This window comes from Nocardia sp. NPDC058497 (assembly GCF_042720195.1).
Lineage (GTDB): Bacteria > Actinomycetota > Actinomycetes > Mycobacteriales > Mycobacteriaceae > Nocardia.
Window position 1 is genome coordinate 1 of the sequence record NZ_JBHXMY010000072.1, and the last position, 16,760, is coordinate 16,760.

The 16,760-nt window shown below is 68.6% G+C and carries 16 protein-coding genes; 8 read left to right on the top strand and 8 right to left on the bottom strand.

Annotation, left to right across the window (positions count from 1 at the left end; all coding sequences use genetic code 11):
- Positions 1 to 95 precede the first annotated feature (95 nt).
- A complete protein-coding gene (locus ACFWPJ_RS07940) occupies positions 96 to 311 on the bottom strand; it encodes a hypothetical protein (protein ID WP_378848618.1) in 216 nt (71 codons plus the stop codon).
- A gap of 89 nt (positions 312 to 400) precedes the next feature.
- Here ACFWPJ_RS07940 and ACFWPJ_RS07945 point away from each other — a divergent pair, with 89 nt between their 5' ends.
- Positions 401 to 532 (top strand): hypothetical protein, encoded by a 132-nt coding sequence (locus ACFWPJ_RS07945; protein ID WP_378848621.1) that lies wholly within the window; start codon positions 401 to 403, stop codon positions 530 to 532.
- Positions 533 to 584: 52 nt separating this feature from the next.
- Here the strand turns inward: ACFWPJ_RS07945 and ACFWPJ_RS07950 are convergent, their stop codons facing one another.
- Positions 585 to 836 carry a hypothetical protein gene (locus ACFWPJ_RS07950; RefSeq protein ID WP_378848623.1) on the bottom strand — a complete coding sequence of 84 codons (252 nt, stop codon included), beginning with the start codon at positions 834 to 836 and terminating at the stop codon, positions 585 to 587.
- Between the two features lie 230 nt (positions 837 to 1,066).
- Here ACFWPJ_RS07950 and ACFWPJ_RS07955 point away from each other — a divergent pair, with 230 nt between their 5' ends.
- The 6 genes from ACFWPJ_RS07955 to hpf all read left to right on the top strand — a co-directional run bounded on the left by ACFWPJ_RS07955 (position 1,067) and on the right by hpf (position 7,721).
- Positions 1,067 to 1,714, top strand: a complete 648-nt coding sequence (locus tag ACFWPJ_RS07955) for a dTMP kinase (protein ID WP_378848626.1) — start codon at positions 1,067 to 1,069, stop codon at positions 1,712 to 1,714.
- Between the two features lie 77 nt (positions 1,715 to 1,791).
- Positions 1,792 to 2,469 (top strand): MtrAB system response regulator MtrA, encoded by a 678-nt coding sequence (gene mtrA, locus ACFWPJ_RS07960; RefSeq protein WP_019048752.1) that lies wholly within the window; start codon positions 1,792 to 1,794, stop codon positions 2,467 to 2,469.
- A 121-nt stretch (positions 2,470 to 2,590) separates the two neighbouring features.
- Positions 2,591 to 4,351 carry an MtrAB system histidine kinase MtrB gene (gene mtrB / locus ACFWPJ_RS07965; protein ID WP_378848629.1) on the top strand — a complete coding sequence of 587 codons (1,761 nt, stop codon included), beginning with the start codon at positions 2,591 to 2,593 and terminating at the stop codon, positions 4,349 to 4,351.
- Positions 4,348 to 6,159, top strand: a complete 1,812-nt coding sequence (lpqB, locus tag ACFWPJ_RS07970) for an MtrAB system accessory lipoprotein LpqB (protein WP_378848631.1) — start codon at positions 4,348 to 4,350, stop codon at positions 6,157 to 6,159. The genes mtrB and lpqB overlap by 4 nt, the downstream gene beginning before the upstream one ends.
- Before the next feature lie 32 nt (positions 6,160 to 6,191).
- Positions 6,192 to 6,836 (top strand): ComF family protein, encoded by a 645-nt coding sequence (locus ACFWPJ_RS07975; RefSeq protein ID WP_378848633.1) that lies wholly within the window; start codon positions 6,192 to 6,194, stop codon positions 6,834 to 6,836.
- A gap of 186 nt (positions 6,837 to 7,022) precedes the next feature.
- Positions 7,023 to 7,721 carry a ribosome hibernation-promoting factor, HPF/YfiA family gene (hpf, locus tag ACFWPJ_RS07980; protein WP_378848636.1) on the top strand — a complete coding sequence of 233 codons (699 nt, stop codon included), beginning with the start codon at positions 7,023 to 7,025 and terminating at the stop codon, positions 7,719 to 7,721.
- A gap of 48 nt (positions 7,722 to 7,769) precedes the next feature.
- On the opposite strand, the gene bluB is transcribed toward hpf, so the two are convergent.
- The 6 genes from bluB to ACFWPJ_RS08010 form a co-directional block, all read right to left on the bottom strand.
- The gene (gene bluB, locus ACFWPJ_RS07985) at positions 7,770 to 8,405 is read right to left on the bottom strand and encodes a 5,6-dimethylbenzimidazole synthase (RefSeq protein WP_378848638.1); all 636 of its coding nucleotides are present in this window, start codon (positions 8,403 to 8,405) and stop codon (positions 7,770 to 7,772) included.
- A gap of 23 nt (positions 8,406 to 8,428) precedes the next feature.
- Positions 8,429 to 9,673, bottom strand: a complete 1,245-nt coding sequence (locus ACFWPJ_RS07990) for a fatty acid desaturase family protein (protein WP_378848640.1) — start codon at positions 9,671 to 9,673, stop codon at positions 8,429 to 8,431.
- A 99-nt stretch (positions 9,674 to 9,772) separates the two neighbouring features.
- Positions 9,773 to 11,128 carry a fatty acid desaturase family protein gene (locus ACFWPJ_RS07995; protein ID WP_378848642.1) on the bottom strand — a complete coding sequence of 452 codons (1,356 nt, stop codon included), beginning with the start codon at positions 11,126 to 11,128 and terminating at the stop codon, positions 9,773 to 9,775.
- A gap of 192 nt (positions 11,129 to 11,320) precedes the next feature.
- Entirely contained in the window at positions 11,321 to 12,451 is a 1,131-nt protein-coding gene (locus tag ACFWPJ_RS08000; RefSeq protein ID WP_378848644.1) for a ferredoxin reductase, read from the bottom strand.
- Positions 12,452 to 12,694: 243 nt separating this feature from the next.
- Positions 12,695 to 13,231 carry a DUF6912 family protein gene (locus ACFWPJ_RS08005; protein WP_378848653.1) on the bottom strand — a complete coding sequence of 179 codons (537 nt, stop codon included), beginning with the start codon at positions 13,229 to 13,231 and terminating at the stop codon, positions 12,695 to 12,697.
- Between the two features lie 10 nt (positions 13,232 to 13,241).
- Positions 13,242 to 14,651 (bottom strand): wax ester/triacylglycerol synthase family O-acyltransferase, encoded by a 1,410-nt coding sequence (locus ACFWPJ_RS08010; protein ID WP_378848646.1) that lies wholly within the window; start codon positions 14,649 to 14,651, stop codon positions 13,242 to 13,244.
- 247 nt (positions 14,652 to 14,898) lie between these two features.
- Between ACFWPJ_RS08010 and secA the strand changes: the two genes are divergently transcribed.
- Positions 14,899 to 16,760: preprotein translocase subunit SecA (gene secA / locus ACFWPJ_RS08015; RefSeq protein ID WP_378848650.1), on the top strand; the 1,862-nt coding region annotated here is incomplete at its 3' end.

The window sequence follows — 16,760 nt, forward strand, 5'->3', positions numbered from 1 at the left end:
TCACCACACCACACTCACCCTAATCCTCTCAACCCCCACGCGCGGCGGCCCGCCCCCCCCCCCGCGCCCCCCCCCACCGTCGTGTTCCAGGCAGGTCAGCCGATGATCAGGCCCGTGCAGAAGATGTTGTGCTCGCTGCTGATGCCGAGCAGCGCGCACATCACCGAATTGAAGGCCGTCGACGACCCTGCGTCAGGGGGGAGGGTTGGGTTGCCGGGCTGCGCGGACGCGGTGCCGCAGGCAAAAGCGGCGGTGATGGCCAGCGTGGCGGCGGTGGTGCGAACGATCTTTCTCATGGCGAAAATCCTCATCGGTGGCGAGGGTGCGGACCAGACCGCAGTTCTGGGGGTGAGCGCACCGCTCGATCGGGGGCGGATCGGCCGGTGTCAGCCGAGGCCCGGTGTCGCAGATCGTGGGGCGGTTCCCGTTGCTCAGCGACAGCAGGCCGCAGAAGAGCAGGCCCGCGGCCTGGGACGAGCCCACCGTGGCCGGTCCGGGCGGCACTCACCAGACCGGAGAAATCGGGGCGTGAACGGCGACGGCCCGCCGATCGGGGGATCGACGGGCCGCGGGGAATCCGACGATCAGATCAGCAGCAGGCAGACCGGCAGGGGGATGACGGCTTCCAGGAGCGCGCAGGCGGCCAGTTCGGCGGCCGAGCCCGCGGCGGCGGAGCCGGCCTCGGCGGAGCCGCTGAGCAGGGCGGCCGAGCCGGAGTGGTGGCCGCGGCCGACGGGATCGATCGCGGGCGCGGCGGTCGCGACACCGGAGCCTGTGAGGGCGATGCCGAGCGCGGTGGCGGCCACGGCGGCGCGGAGGACGGTTCGGTGGGGCATGGTGACTCCTGGATCGAGCGGCCCGGCGGGGGTCCGGGGTGGTGAGTGCCCCCCGACAGCCCGGACGGAACCGATCTGCCGAGGACTTTGGAATGAGATCACTTCACACCGGATCGAGTGGGTGAAACGGGGAATCCCGTCCCCGCGTGCCCGGCGCGTCGGACGACACAGCACTCGGGCGCTCGGCTCGCTGGACGCCCGCCGAATCGCGCCGGGTAATCTCACCGCTCATGGGCGTACTGATTGCGGTGGAAGGCCTCGACGGCGCCGGTAAACGGACGTTGATCGACGGATTGATCGCCGAATTGTCCGCCAAGGGATTGCGGGCGGGTAGTTTGGCCTTTCCGCAATACGGTCGATCGATCCACGCGGATCTGGCCGCCGAGGCGCTGCGCGGTGGGCACGGCGACCTGGCCGGCTCGATCAACGCGATGGCGATCATGTTCGCCCTCGACCGGGCCGCGGCGAACGTGGAACTGTCGAACCTGTTGGACGCCAATGACATCGTCATCCTGGACCGCTGGGTGGCCTCCAACGCCGCGTACTCGGCGGCTCGCGCCGAACAGGACGCCGACGGCGAAATCGTCGCCTGGGTGGGCGATCTGGAGTTCGGCAGGCTGGGGCTGCCCGCCCCCGAGCTGACCGTGCTGATCGACATTCCCACCGAGGTCGCGGCCGAACGTGCCCGTCGCCGTGGCGAACTCGACCAGACCCGGGCGCTGGACGCCTACGAGCGGGACGGCGGTCTGCAGCGGCGCACCGGCGAGGTCTATCGTGAGCTGGCCGACCGTGACTGGTTCGGTCGATGGTGGACATACCGATCCGATGACGATAGGCCTGCCCTACTCACCCTCTGCTCGGAAATCTTTGCCGGATAAGGTTGGATATGCGACGGGTTCACACCATTAATGGCGTGGCGGCCCGATCCTGGCCTGGGAGATGACAACATAGGACTATGAAGCCCAAGATTCTGGTCGTCGACGACGATATGGCACTCGCTGAGATGCTGACCATCGTCTTGCGCGGGGAAGGGTTCGACCCGCACGTGGTCGGCGACGGCACGCAGGCCCTGTCGGCGGTGCGGGAGATCCGCCCCGACCTGGTGTTGCTGGACCTGATGCTGCCCGGCATGAACGGCATCGACGTATGCCGTGTGCTGCGGGCCGATTCCGGCGTTCCGATCGTGATGCTCACCGCCAAGACCGACACGGTCGATGTGGTGCTCGGTCTGGAGTCCGGCGCGGACGATTACATCGTCAAGCCGTTCAAGCCGAAGGAACTCGTCGCCCGCGTGCGCGCGCGTCTGCGCCGTACCGAGGACGAGCCCGCCGAGCTGCTCTCCATCGCCGACATCGTCATCGATGTGCCCGCGCACAAGGTGACGCGCGGCGGTGCGCAGATCTCGCTCACCCCGCTCGAGTTCGACCTGCTGGTCGCGCTCGCGCGCAAGCCGCGGCAGGTGTTCACCCGCGAGGTGCTGCTCGAGCAGGTCTGGGGATACCGGCACGCCGCCGATACCCGCCTGGTCAACGTGCACGTGCAGCGACTACGCGCCAAGGTCGAGAAGGATCCGGAGAACCCGGAGATCGTGCTGACCGTCCGCGGTGTCGGCTACAAGGCCGGACCGCCGTGATCGGTACCTGTGAGGCGCCGCTGTGACCGACGGTCGACCTGCCGGTACAGCGTCAGCGCCTCCAGCGCACGGACGTGCGCAAACCTTCGTCACGCAGGTGCGGCGATGGGCGGATCCCGTCATGGCCTGGTTCCAGGCTGTCGGGACCGCGCTGGGCCATCTGTGGCGCCGATCGCTGCAGCTGCGTGTCATCGTGTCCACGCTGACCCTCTCGCTCATCGTGATCACGATCCTCGGTGTCGTGCTGACCGGTCAGATCACCGACCGGCTGCTCGAGGCCAAGATCAACGCGGCGGTCGAGGAGATGGATCGTGCCCGCAGCACGATCGAGAACATTCTCTCCGGCGTCCACGACGCGAACAGCCAGCAGCAGCAGCTCGCCGACGCGCGCGCCGCGCTGTCCAGCCGTGGCGGCACCGGCCAGTCCACGGGTGCCGCCGGTAGTTTCGACTCGGCGCTGGCGATGGTCGGCGGCACCCCGCCGCAGGAGATCACCACCGATCTCATCTCGGAGGTGCCGCCCGAGCTGCGCCGGTTCGTCCAGCGCAACCAGGTCTCCTACCAGTTCACGACGGTCGCCGACCCGGACGGCTATCGCGGGCGCGCGCTGATCATCGGCAGCCCGAGCGCCGAGATCGCGACACTGGAGATCTACCTGATCTTCCCGCTGGCCAGCGAGGAATCGAGCCTGTCGCTGATGCGCGGCACGATGCTCATCGGTGGCGTCGTGCTGCTGGTGCTGCTCGCCGCGATCACCGCACTGGTCACCAGGCAGGTGGTGCTGCCGATCCGGTCGGCCGCGCGGATCGCGGGCCGATTCGCCGACGGCAGGCTCAAGGAACGCATGCTCGTGCGCGGCGAGGACGACATGGCCAGGCTCGCGCAGGCGTTCAACGAGATGGCCGAGAGCCTGTCGAACCAGATCACCCAGCTCGAGGAGTTCGGCAACCTGCAACGCCGGTTCACCTCCGACGTCAGCCACGAGCTGCGCACCCCGCTCACCACGGTGCGCATGGCCGCCGACCTCATCCACGGCTCGAGCGACGATCTCGATCCGGCGCTGGCCCGCAGCTCCGAACTGCTGGTCAACGAACTGGACCGGTTCGAGGGCCTGCTCAACGACCTGCTCGAGATCTCCCGCCACGACGCCGGTGTTGCCGAGCTGCAGGTGGAATCGCTGGACGTGCGGATGTGCGCGCGGGCCGCGATCTCCACGGTCCGCCACCTGGCCAAGGAAGCCGGGGTCGAGGTGGTCATCGACCTGCCGGAGGAACCGGTCGTCGCCGAGGTCGACCCGCGGCGCGTCGAGCGGGTGCTGCGCAACCTGCTCGCCAACGCCATCGACCACAGCGAGGGCAAGCCGGTGCTGATCCGGATGCGCGGCGACGCCGAGGCCAACGCGGTCGCGACCGTCGTGCGCGACCAGGGCATCGGGCTGCGGCCGGGCGAGGAGAAGCTGGTGTTCAACCGGTTCTGGCGCTCCGACCCGTCCCGGGTGCGCCGCTCGGGCGGCACCGGCCTCGGCCTGTCGATCAGCGTCGAGGACGCCAACCTGCACGAGGGCAGACTGGAGGCCTGGGGCGATCCCGGCGTCGGCGCCAGCTTCCGGCTGCTGCTGCCGATGGTGCGCGGCCGCAAGCTGGGTGCGAGCCCGCTCGCGCTGGAACCGATGCTGCGCAAGGTGCCGCCGCTGCCCGAGACCGGCCCGGGCGACGAACCGGAGGTGGTTGCCGACCCGGAGCCGGGCGAGCCGTCCGCCGACGCGCCGGAATCCGGCGCCGAGCCGACCGAGGAGGCGCGCCCCGAGACCAACGGGCGCGCGGCGACCGAAGCCGACGACGAGGAGCCGATGTCCACCGAGACCGGAGACCGACAGTCATGACGAACGCGGGTGGTGATCGCCTGCGGCGGCGTGGCGCCGCGCTGCCGGCGGCTGTCCTGGCCTGCCTGCTGGTCCTCACCGGCTGCGCCAGCCTGCCGGAGTCCTCGGCGCCCCAGGCGCTGGGCACCATCAACCGCGCCCCGACCTCGGAGGGCCCGACACCGCCGATCTCCGGCCGCGACCCCGATCTGCTGCTGAGCGATTTCCTCACCGCCAGCGCGGATCCGGCCAACCGGCACGCGGCGGCCCGGCTGTACATGGCCGCCGACACCGCGGGCGAATGGAACGACGAGGCGAACATCACCATTGTCGACCGGCCCGATATCCTGCGCGAATCGCGCTCGGACGACCAGGCCAGCTACGTCATCCGCGCCCGCAAGGTCGGCGAGCTCGCGAGCGACGGCGGCTACCGGGCCGTCGAGGGCACGCTCGAGAACAAGATCGAGATGAGCAAGATCGACGGCGAGTGGCGAATCACCGAGCTGCCCGACGGCGTCGTCATCGACTCCAGCGCGTTCGACAAGTCCTACCGCCGCTACGTCCTGCAGTACGTCGACGCGGGCAGCTCCGTGCTGGTGCCCGACCCGCGCTGGGTCTCGGTCCCGCGCGCCCAGCTGACCGAGCGGCTGATCGGCATGCTCCTCGCCGGCCCGCAGTCCACGATCGCCCCGGTGGTGCGCAACCAGCTCGCCCCGCCGATCACCGTGCGCGGCCCGATCACCAATGCCAACAACGAACCCGGCGAGGTCGGCATCGGCATCGGCGGTGTCCGCATCGACTTCGGCGGCGTCGGCGCCCTCGGACCGCGCGAACGCGAACTGCTCGCGGCGCAGGTGGTGATGACGCTGGCAGGCGCCGACATCCTCGGCCCGTATGTGCTGCTCGCCGACGGCAAACCGCTCGACGAGCGCTATGCCAACGGCTGGTCGGTCGCCGACCTCGACCAGTACAGAGCCTTCGCGCCCGGCCAGAACCGGATCGGCCTGCACGCCCTGCGCGACGGCACCCTGGTCCAGGTGACCCCGGACGGCATCGTCACGCCGGACGGATCCTTCGGCGACGCGACCAACCTGCAATCGGTCGGGATCTCCGCCGACGGCCAGTTCGTCGCCGCGGTCGCCGACACCGGCAGGCCCGCACCGGAACCCGGCCGGACCCTGCTGATCGGCAACTACGGCGGCAAGGCGTTCGCGGTCGCCGAGGGCGCCGGCATCGCCCGTCCCTCGTGGACCGCCGACGGTGGTGCGGCGTGGACCGTCGTCGACGGCGACCGTGTCATCCGCGCGGTCACCGATCGCGCGACCGGCAACGTCTCGGTGCAGGACGTCGACACCACCGCGCTGTTCGAGGGATCGGGGTCGCCGCGCCCGCCGATCAGCGAGATCATGGTCTCGCGCACCGGTGTGCGCGCGGCGCTGATCGCCGACGGGAAGGTCTACGTCGCGGTGATCGAGCGCCGCCCCGACGGCAAGTACGCGCTGACCTCCCCGCTGCCGATCGCGCTCGGCCTGAGCAGCCGCGCGGTCTCGCTGAGCTGGGTCACCGGCGACACCATCATGGTGGCGCGCGAGGGCAATGTCGACCCGGTCTTCACCGTGTCCATCGACGGCTCCCAATTCACCCCGGTGACCTCGCAGAACCTGACCCCGCCGGTCCGTGTGGTGACCGCGGCGCCCGCCACCCAGTACGTCGCAGACTCCCGCGCCGTGCTGCAGTTGCAGACCGCCGACCCGGCCCGCAACGACCGCTTCTGGCGCGAGGTGCCGGGGCTGACCGGCGAACGCGTAGTCCCGGTGCTGCCCAGCTGAGCTGTCGGTGCGCGGTGTGATACTCATCCGCTATGAGAGCCCTGCTCGATCTGGTGGTTCCGGTCCACTGCGGCGGCTGCGGCACGGCGGGCGCGGTCTGGTGCGCCTGCTGCGCGGCCGAGCTGAGCCTGGATCCGGTGCGGGTCAGGCCACGCACCGATCCCGGCGTCCCGTGCTGGGCGCTCGGCCCCTATCGCGGTCCCGCCCGACGCGCGGTGCTCGCCGCCAAGGAACGCGGCAGACGCGATCTGGCCGCACCGCTCGGCCTGGCGCTTGCCGTCGCCCTCGCCCGTTTGCGGGCCCCCGATCGGCCGCTGGTTCTCGTCCCCGCGCCTACCCGCGCCGCGGCCGCCCGGCGCCGTGGTGGCGACCCGGTGGCGCGGTCGGCGGCGGCCGCGGCGCAGTGGCTGATCGATTGCCGGATCGTGCCGCTGTTGCGGATGCGGCCCGGCGTGCGCGATTCGGTGGGCTTGACGACCTCTGAGCGCGCGCACAATCTGCGTGACAAGATCATGACCGTCGCCAGGGCGCTCGAACCCGCAGGTCTCGCGCCGAACGCCGAGGTCGTTGTGATCGACGATGTGCTCACGACAGGGGCGACCGTCACCGAATCGGTGCGCGTTCTTGGTCGAATCGGCATACGTCCGCGCGCCGTTTTGGTGACCTGCGCGGCTTGACGACGCGAAATTTGCGTGAACAGTGGCGCGCTTGCCCGTGGCGGACTAGCGTCGCGGACACACACACCGAACGACAAGTTTGGGAGGTGGCGCCGCGGACATCTGGTGCCGAGCGATTCCCGATCGGCACAGCTCAATCCCGCCGCATTCGCTCTATCGTGTGCGGCCATAATCCGGGAGGTACGCGTGACGACTTCTTCACGGGCATCAGTGCGAGATGCTGACCCTTCGGCACTGGCTGACAGTGCCCCCGACACGACCGAGAGCCCGAACGCCGAAGTGGTGGTCTCCGGTCGGAATGTCGAAGTCCCCGACCACTATCGAATCCATGTCGCGGAGAAGCTGGCTCGTCTCGAGCGCTTCGATCCGTCGATCTTCCTCTTCGATGTGGAACTGTTCCACGAACGCAACCGTCGTCAACGCAAGGCCTGTCAGCGTGTGGAGATCACCGCGCGCGGCCGTGGACCGATCGTGCGCGCGGAAGCCTGTGCAGACAGCTTCTACGCCGCGCTCGACTCGGCGACCCAGAAGATCGAGACCAGACTGCGCCGGTCCAAGGACAAGCGGCGCGTCGTGCACTACGGCGACAAGACGCCGGTTTCGGTCGCAGCGGCCACCGCCTCATTGGTGGACGATTCCCTGTTCACCCAGGCGAACGGCTCTGCCGCGCACGCCCATGCCGAGGACGCCGAAGACGAAGGCGGTCCCGGCCACATCGTGCGCACCAAGGTGCACAGCGCGACACCGATGTCGGTGGACGACGCGCTGTACCAGATGGAACTGGTCGGACACGACTTCTTCCTGTTCCACGACCGCGAGAGCGACCGGCCCTCGGTGGTCTACCGCAGACACGCCTTCGACTACGGCCTGATCAGACTGGCCTGACACCGTCACACCTCCGGGCACCCGCACCAGCGGGTGCCCGGATCGCGTTCAGCCCCCGAAGGTTTCGTGATGCACGGCCTCGGTGAGCGAGCGACCCGAGCGCCACCCGAACCGTTCCAGGTCGGGCACCTGCTGGAACTCGCGCACCGGGCCGACACACAGCCAGGCCACCGGCTTGATGCCCGCGGGCAGGTCGACCAGCTCGCGCAGGAAGTCCGGATCGTAGAACGACACCCAGCCGACGCCGACCTGCTCCGCGGTCGCCGCGAGCCACAGATTCTGGATCGCCAGCACCGTCGAGTACACCCCGGTCTCGGGCACGGTCGCCCGGCCCAGGATTTGGGGTCCGCCGCGCCGGTCGTCATGGGTGACCACGACGCCGGTGCCGCTCTCGACGATCCCGTCGATCTTGATCGGCTCGAAGGTCTCGGCCCGGTCGGCGGGCAGCGCGTCCCTGAACTCGACCCGCTTGCCCGCGACATGGTCGGCGAAGCGACGCAGGGTGCCGGCCTGCCGGACCACGACGAAGTCCCACGGCTGGGAGTTGCCGACGCTGGGCGCGCGATGGGCCGCGTCCAGAATCCGCCAGAGGGTCTCGTCGTCGACGAGCTCACCGGTGAATTCGGCGCGCACATCACGGCGCAGGCGGATCGCGTCGTAGACGCTCAACTGGTCGGCACACACGCCGACCAGTCAACCGCAGCCGGTCAGGCCGCCGAGCGGCGGGCCAGCTTGCGCCCGGCGGACAGCGCGGTCCGCAGACCACGGCGACGGCCGGTCGCCGGGTCGACGGTGGTGACGGCGTTGCCACCGAACAGCTTCTCCGACTTGGTTTCCGGGGCGTCGTCGGTGGTGTGGCGCAGGTACTTGTTGGGCAGCGACAACTTGAGGATCGTGCGCCACGACTTGAAGTACTGCACCGGCATCGACCCGGTGGTGTAGGGCAGGTCGTACTTCTCGGCCAGCTCGCGCACCCGCACGGCGATGGCGGCGTAGCGGTTGCTCGGCAGATCGGGGAACAGGTGGTGCTCGATCTGGTGGCTGAGGTTGCCGGTCATGAAGTGCATGACCGGGCCGCCGCTGATGTTGGCGCTGCCCAGCATCTGGCGCAGGTACCACTCACCCTGCGTCTCGTTCTCGATGTCGGCCTTGGTGAACTTCTCGGCGCCGTCGGGGAAGTGCCCGCAGAAGATCACCGCGTTGGTCCACACATTGCGCACCACGTTGGCGGCCATATTGGCGGTGAGGGTGGTGAGGAACGACGGGCCGGTGAGCAAGGGGAAGATCAGGTAGTCCTTGGCGGCCTGCTTACCGATCTTCTTGAGCACCAGCTTGCGGTCGGCGTCGAACTGCTGCCACTCGGGCGAGTCCTTGTCCCACTTCTTCTTGGCGACCTTGCCCAGTTCCAGATGCTGGATCGCGACGCCGTACTCGAACAGCATCTGCAGCAGCAGGTTGTAGACCGGGTTGCCCAGGTAGAACGGCATCCAGCGCTGGTCACGGGTGACGCGCAGCAGGCCGTAGCCGATGTCGTCGTCCATGCCAAGGACGTTGGTGTACTTGTGGTGCAGGAAGTTGTGGGTGATCTTCCAGTGCGCCGACGGGCCCGCGTTGTCCCATTCCCACGAGGTGGAGTGGACTTCCGGATCGTTCATCCAGTCCCACTGCCCGTGCATGACGTTGTGCCCGATCTCCATGTTCTCGATGATCTTGGCAGTGCCGAGCAGGGCGACGCCCGCCAGCCAGGCGGGCGGCAGGAAGCTGGCGAACAGCACCGTGCGGCCGCTGATCTCCAGCACTCGCTGTAGCCGGATGACATTGCGGATATATCGCGCGTCGGCGGCCCCTCGCGAAGATTCGATTTCGCGGCGGATCGCGTCGAACTCCGCACCGAGAGCTTCGACATCCGCGGCGGTGAGGTGCGCGTATTCCTTGACATCCGAGATCGCCATGGCGGCTACACTACCGTAGGTTACGAGAGCGTAGGTTGACGAATTGAGCGCTGAATTGTGTGAAGCGTCCTATTGCGAAAAAGACACCGAGATGTTAGATCACCCGCGACGGCGGGCACGCTCGCCCAGCGCCCGCTTCGCCTCGCGTAACGCCAGCTTTTCCTGCCGCGCTCGCGCCTTCAGCGTCGCTTTGGCCTCGCGCAGCACTTCCTTCTCGTGCCTGGCCTTGATCTCCAGCGACACCTTCGCGTCGTGCAGCGCCGAGCGCAGCCCGAAGCGCTTGCCCGTCTCCGGATCGACCCGCAACGCGTCCGGCAGCGAGATGCCGGCGAACTTGCGCTCCGAGGACGTCTCGGGCGCGTCGTCGGCGGTTCGCTTGAGGAACCGGTCGGGCACCGCCAGCTTGTGGATGGTCCGGAACGCCAGCAGGTACTGCTTGCCCAGCGAACCGGTGGTGTAGGGCAGGTCGTACTTGTCGCACAGTTCGCGCACCCGCACCGCGACCTCCGGGTACCGATTGCTCGGCAGGTCGGGGAACAGGTGGTGCTCGATCTGGTAGCAGAGATTGCCGCTCATGAAGGCCATCACCGGACCGGCCTTGAAATTGGCGCTGCCCAGCATCTGACGCAGGTACCACTCGCCCTGGGTCTCGCCGTCGAGCTGGGAGATCGTGAACTTCTCCGCGCCGTCGGGGAAGTGCCCGCAGAAGATCACCGCGTACGCCCACAGGTTGCGGACCAGGTTCGCGGTCGTGTTGGCCTTCAGCGTCGACTTCCACGCGGGCCCGGTCAGCGCCGGGTACAGCACGAAGTCCTTGATCACCTGACGGCCCGCCTTGCGGGCGAACTCCTTGTTGGGCTCGGACAGCAGCTGCTTCTGCGGAATCCCGGCAAGCTCCTTCTCGATCCCGAGGTCGTGCAGCGCGATGCCCCACTCGAAGGTGGCGGCCAGCAGCAGGTTCGCCGCGGGCTGTACCAGGTGCTTCGGGTGCCAGACCTCGTCGCGGGTCATCCGCAGGATGCCGAAGCCGAGATCCTCGTCCTTGCCGAGCACGTTGGTGTAGGTGTGATGGGAGTAGTTGTGCGCTCGGCGCCACTGCGCCGAGGTCCCGGTCATATCCCACTCCCAGCTGGTGGAGTGGATCTCCGGATCGTTCATCCAGTCCCACTGCCCATGGCTGACGTTGTGCCCGAGCTCCATGTTCTCGATGATCTTGGCCACCGACAGCAGCGCGGTACCGCCGAGCCACGCCCAGCGGTTACGGCTGCCGAAGAGCACCGCGCGCCCCGCCACCTCGAGTGCGCGCTGTGCGGCGATGGTGCGGCGGATGTACTTCGCGTCGCGCGCGCCGCGGGAGGTCTCCACCGAACGGCGGATCGAATCGAGTTCTTTCCCCAGTGTCTCGATGTCGGCCGCCGTGAGATGGGCGAAGGCCTGGATATCGGTGATGGCCACCGGGGTCCTCTCTGTCGGTTGGCGGCTGGTCGGTTCAGAATCGAAGCGGGCCGAGAACGTCGCGGCTGCGCCGCTGTTCTCGGCCCTGCTGCGCCGGTCGGCGCGAGGTAGGCCTGGACCAGCCGCTGCCGGCCATTCCTATGGCCGGCGCATGAGTCCGAGGGTACCTGCTGTCCGAAGCGGGCGGGAGGCTCAGATGTCGAGCGTGCAGTCACCCGCGGCGGCGGAGATGCAGGTCTGCACCTTGTCGCCCGGCTGGCGTTCGTCGCCGTTGCGCAGGTCGCGGGCGTGTCCCGCGGACAGGGTGACCACGCAGGTCTGGCAGATACCCATGCGGCAGCCGAAGGGCAGCTGCACACCGATGGACTCGCCCGCTTCGAGCAGGCTGGTCGCGCCGTCGACGGTGAGGGTGCGGCCGGTGGTGCCGAAGGTCACGGTGCCGCCCTCGCCGATCGCGGAACGTTCGACCTCGAAGCGTTCGATGTGCAGCTTGTCGGGGATTCCCGCTGTCTTCCAATGCTGTTCGATCGCGTCGAGCATCGGCGCGGGGCCACACGCCCAGGTCTCGCGCTCGCGCCAGTCGGGGTAGAGCTCGTCGAGGCTGGCCAGGGAGAACAGGCCCTGCTCGTCGGTCAGCTGCAGGTGCGAGACGAAGCTCGGGTGCTTGGCGTGCAGCGCGCGCAGTTCGGCGCCGAACATGACGTCGGCGTCGGTGGGAGCGGAGTGCACGTGCACCACGTCGCTGACGCCGTCGCGCCGGTCCATCGTCCGCAGCATCGACATCACGGGGGTGATGCCGCTGCCCGCGGTGAGGAAGAGCACCTTCGCCGGCGGCGGCTCCGGCATCACGAACCCGCCCTGCGGCGCCTGCAGGCGCACGATGGTGCCCGCGGCCACCCCGTTGACGAGGTGGCTGGACAGCTTGCCCTCCGGCATCGCCTTCACCGCGATGGAGATGAGCCGCTTGCCGCCCTCGCCGGTCCAGTCCGGCGGGCAGGTCAGCGAGTACGAACGCCAGTTCCAGCGGCCGTCGATCAGGATGCCGATGCCGATGTACTGGCCCGGCTGGTACTTGAAGTCGAAGCCCCAGCCCGGCTTGATCACCAGCGTCGCCGAGTCGGCGGTCTCCTTCTGCACCTCGACGATCCGCCCGCGCAGCTCCCGCGCCGACCACAGCGGGTTGGCCAGGTGCAGGTAGTCGTCGGGCAGCAGGGGAGTGGTCACCCGGGCCACCGCGCCACGCAGCACGTTGAGCTTGCCGCCGCGGTCGCCGACCTGCGCGGCCGGTGCTTCGAGCCATTCCCGGAACTTGTTCATGACCATGCTTGCCGTTGTCTCCCTGTGTGCATGAGAGCCGCCGTGGGGTAGCTCGCTCGCTGCCAGGTTACGGCATCGTAGGTTGGGTGGCAGCGGTCCGCCTCTCCGCGACTTCAGGCCAGACTCAGGAGCGTCGGTCGGATCGGACGCGGCCGGCGGTATCGGGGTGGGCGTGTTCGCTCGTACCCGATGAGTTACCCATGTGCTCGCGAGACACCGTCGAATCGTGGCGGGCCTCCCACTGCACTGCTAAAGCAGGTCGAGCAGGAACGGCAGTTCCTGGGTGGCGTACCAGGCGAGCTGGTGGTCCTCGGCGTCACCGAGGACGAACTCGGCGTCGGTGTCGCCCAGATCGGCGGCGTCGATGACGTCGACGGCCTTGGCGACCTGGGGTTCGGCGTCGGCCAAGTCGACATGCACGGACGCGACCTGGTCGTAGGTGATCGGCCCGGCCAGCTTCACCACCGCGTCGTCGAGGTCGGGCCGCAGCTTCGCACCGGTGACGTCGGCGGCGATCACCGCGCGCCGGTACACCGGGCTGCCCGGGGTGGCGTCCTCGCCCTTGGCAGCGTCGTCGAGCCCGTCGCGTTCGGCGGCGAGCAGTCGCAGCGAGGCCCTGGCCGCCTCCTGCATCGCCACCTCGGCCAGTTCCTCGTCGTCACCAGCGGCGTAGGCCTCACGCAGGGCGGGCGTCACGGCGAACGCGGTGGCGCCCAGTGGGAACACCTCCCGATCGTCGACGAGTCGCCGCAGCATCGGGATCGTCGCCGGGATGTAGACGCGCAACTTGCCGTTCTCAGAGACAGACACCGAGCAACTCCTCCATCGATTCGTGCACCGACGCCGCGAGGACGTCGATGTCGGCCATGGCGTCGCGGTCGGCGTTGAGTCCGTAGAAGACCTGACCGTCGTACGAGGTGAGCCCGAAACTCAACGTCTGATTGCGCAGCAGCGGCGATACCGGATACATCTCCAGCATGCGCGCCCCGCCGATGTACATCGCGGTCTGTGGTCCCGGCGCGTTGGTGATCACCAGGTTGAACGTGTTGTCGGCGAAGGTACTCGCCGACCGCACACTCATCGCGTGCAGGCTGGCGGGCGCGAACCCGGCCAGGTGCACCAGCGTGCGGGCCCGCACCCCACGACGCTGCCGGCCCGCGGCCTCGGTGGCGTGCGAGATGTGCGACAGGCGCATCACCGGATTCGGTTCGCCCACCGGCAGGTCGATCAGGAACGAGGACACCTCGCTGGCCGGGGCCAGCTGGTCGCCACCGTCGACGTACACCGACATCGGCACGACGGCCCGCAGATTCGTCGACTCGACCAGCGCCTCGTTGCGCGAGAGCAGCCAGTTGCGCAGCGCGCCGGTGACCACCGCGAGCACGGTGTCGTTGATCGAGCAGTCGAAGTGGCGCCGGATGGTGCGGTAGTCGTCGAGGTCGGTGCGCACGACGTCGAAGCGGCGGCTGCGCGAGGTGCGGGCGTTGAGCGGGCTGTCCGCGACGCCCGAGGTCGCGGCGCGCACCGCGTTGGCGGCCGCCTTCACCGCCATCCTGGTCCCCCTGACCAGCCCGAACGCATTGGACCCCGCGTCGCGGGCGACCTCGTAGGCCTCGCGCGGCTGCGCGGCGAGGTGCGACAGCGCGCCCGCCAGCAGTTCCACGTCGGTGGGTTCGCGCGGCGCGCGCCACGCGACGTCGGCCAGCTCCCGCGGCAGGGGGCTGTTGTCGAGGATCACGTGCCCGATCTCGAGCGCGGTGTCACCGTCGACGAGCGCCGAATGCGACTTGGTGAACACCGCGGCACGCCCGTCGGCGAGCCCCTCGATCAGATACATCTCCCACAGCGGCCTGCCCTGATCCAGCGGCCGGGACGCGAGCCGGGCGACCAGGTCGTAGAGCTGTTCGTCGCTGCCGGGACCCGGCAGCGCGGAGCGGCGGATGTGATAGCTGATGTCGAAGCGGCTGTCGTCCACCCACACCGGCCTGCCGAGGGTGAACGGGATCTCGCGGACCTTGCGGCGGTAGCGGGGGACCAGCGGCAGCCGGGAATCGACCAGGTCGATGAGCTTGTCGTAGTCGAGGACCTGGCCGGATGCGTCGGGCTCGGAGTTCTGGAGGATGGCGAGAGAGCCGATGTGGATCGGGTTGCTGCTCGATTCGAGCCGGTAGAACGACGCATCCTGCGGCGTCAATCTCGTGATCACGCGCTCCGATACTCCTTTCGGTGCCATCCGACCCCGACCGGGCACGCGCTACATCCTACGTCACGGCAGGTGAATCGCGGTGCCGGGCAACGAGGCCCGTCGGGCGCCGTGACCAGCGCCGATGTCTGCCTCCGGTACGCCGGGCACGGGTACGCGCCGCCGGGTACGGTGGTCTGCGGACTACCATGGCCATCAAGACTGTGGCCAACCAGCCGAACACACCCCGACCAGAGGACTGACGAGACCCGTGCCTGCGCTGACACTGACGAGGTTGCTACGGATTGGTGAAGGTCGCACGGTCAAGCGGCTCTCGAACCTCGCCGACGAGGTCATCGCGTACGGCGACGAGATCGAGCAGCTGACCGACGACGAGCTGCGGGCCAAGACCGCCGAGTTCAAGCAGCGCTACGCCGACGGTGAGACTCTCGACGACCTGCTGCTCGAGGCGTTCGCGGTGGCCCGCGAGGCGTCCTGGCGAGTGCTGAACCAGAAGCACTACAAGGTCCAGATCATGGGTGGCGCCTCGCTGCACCTCGGCAACATCTCGGAGATGAAGACCGGTGAGGGCAAGACCCTGACCTGTGTGCTCCCCGCGTACCTGAACGCGATCTCCGGCGAGGGCGTGCACGTCGTCACCGTCAACGACTACCTCGCCAAGCGCGACTCCGAGTGGATGGGCCGCGTGCACCGCTTCCTCGGTCTCGAGATCGGCGTGATCCTCGGCGGTATGACCCCGGCCGAGCGCCGCGTCGCCTACCACGCCGATGTCACCTACGGCACGAACAACGAGTTCGGCTTCGACTATCTGCGCGACAACATGACCCACTCGCTGGACGATCTCGTCCAGCGCGGCCACAACTTCGCCGTGGTCGACGAGGTCGACTCCATCCTCATCGACGAGGCCCGTACCCCGCTGATCATCTCGGGCCCGGCCGACGCCTCGTCCAAGTGGTACGCCGAGTTCGCGCGCATCGCGCCGCTGCTGAAGAAGGACGTCCACTACGAGGTGGACATCAAGAAGCGCACCATCGGCGTGCACGAGGCGGGCGTGGAATTCGTCGAGGACCAGCTCGGCATCGACAACCTCTACGAGGCCGCCAACTCCCCGCTGGTGAGCTACCTGAACAACGCCATCAAGGCCAAGGAGCTCTACCAGCGCGACAAGGACTACATCGTCCGCGACGGCGAAGTGATCATCGTCGACGAGTTCACCGGCCGCATCCTGGTCGGCCGCCGCTACAACGAGGGCATGCACCAGGCGATCGAGGCCAAGGAGAAGGTCGAGATCCAGCCGGAGAACCAGACCCTGGCCACGATCACCCTGCAGAACTACTTCCGCCTCTACAACAAGCTGTCCGGTATGACCGGTACCGCCGAGACCGAGGCCGCCGAGCTGCACTCGATCTACAGCCTCGGCGTCGTCCCGATCCCGACGAACAAGCCGATGGTCCGCAAGGACCAGGCCGACCTGATCTACAAGTCGGAAGAGGCCAAGTTCAGCGCCGTCGTCGACGATGTGGTGGAGCGGCACGAGAAGGGCCAGCCGGTCCTGATCGGTACCACCAGCGTCGAGCGCTCGGAGTACCTGTCCAAGCAGTTCACCAAGCGCGGTGTTGCGCACTCGGTGCTGAACGCGAAATTCCACGAGCAGGAAGCCCAGATCATCGCCGAGGCCGGTCGGCCCGGCGCGGTCACCGTCGCCACCAATATGGCCGGTCGTGGTACCGACATCGTGCTCGGCGGCAACGCCGACATCATCGCCGACATCCTGCTGCGCAAGCAGGGCCTGGACCCGGTGCACACCCCCGACGAGTACGAGGCCGCCTGGCACTCCGCGCTCGAGCAGGTCAAGGAGCAGACCGCGGCCGACGCCGACGCCGTGCGCGACGCCGGTGGCCTCTACGTGCTCGGCACCGAGCGTCACGAGTCGCGTCGTATCGACAACCAGCTGCGTGGTCGCTCCGGTCGTCAGGGCGACCCGGGCGAGTCCCGCTTCTACCTGTCGCGGGGGGACGAGCTGATGCGCCGCGGAAAACGCGCCCCGCGCCGGGCGAGCCAGACCCCCCGGAAACGGGCCCAGCCCGGGGCGCAGCCCGGGCCTAAAGTGAC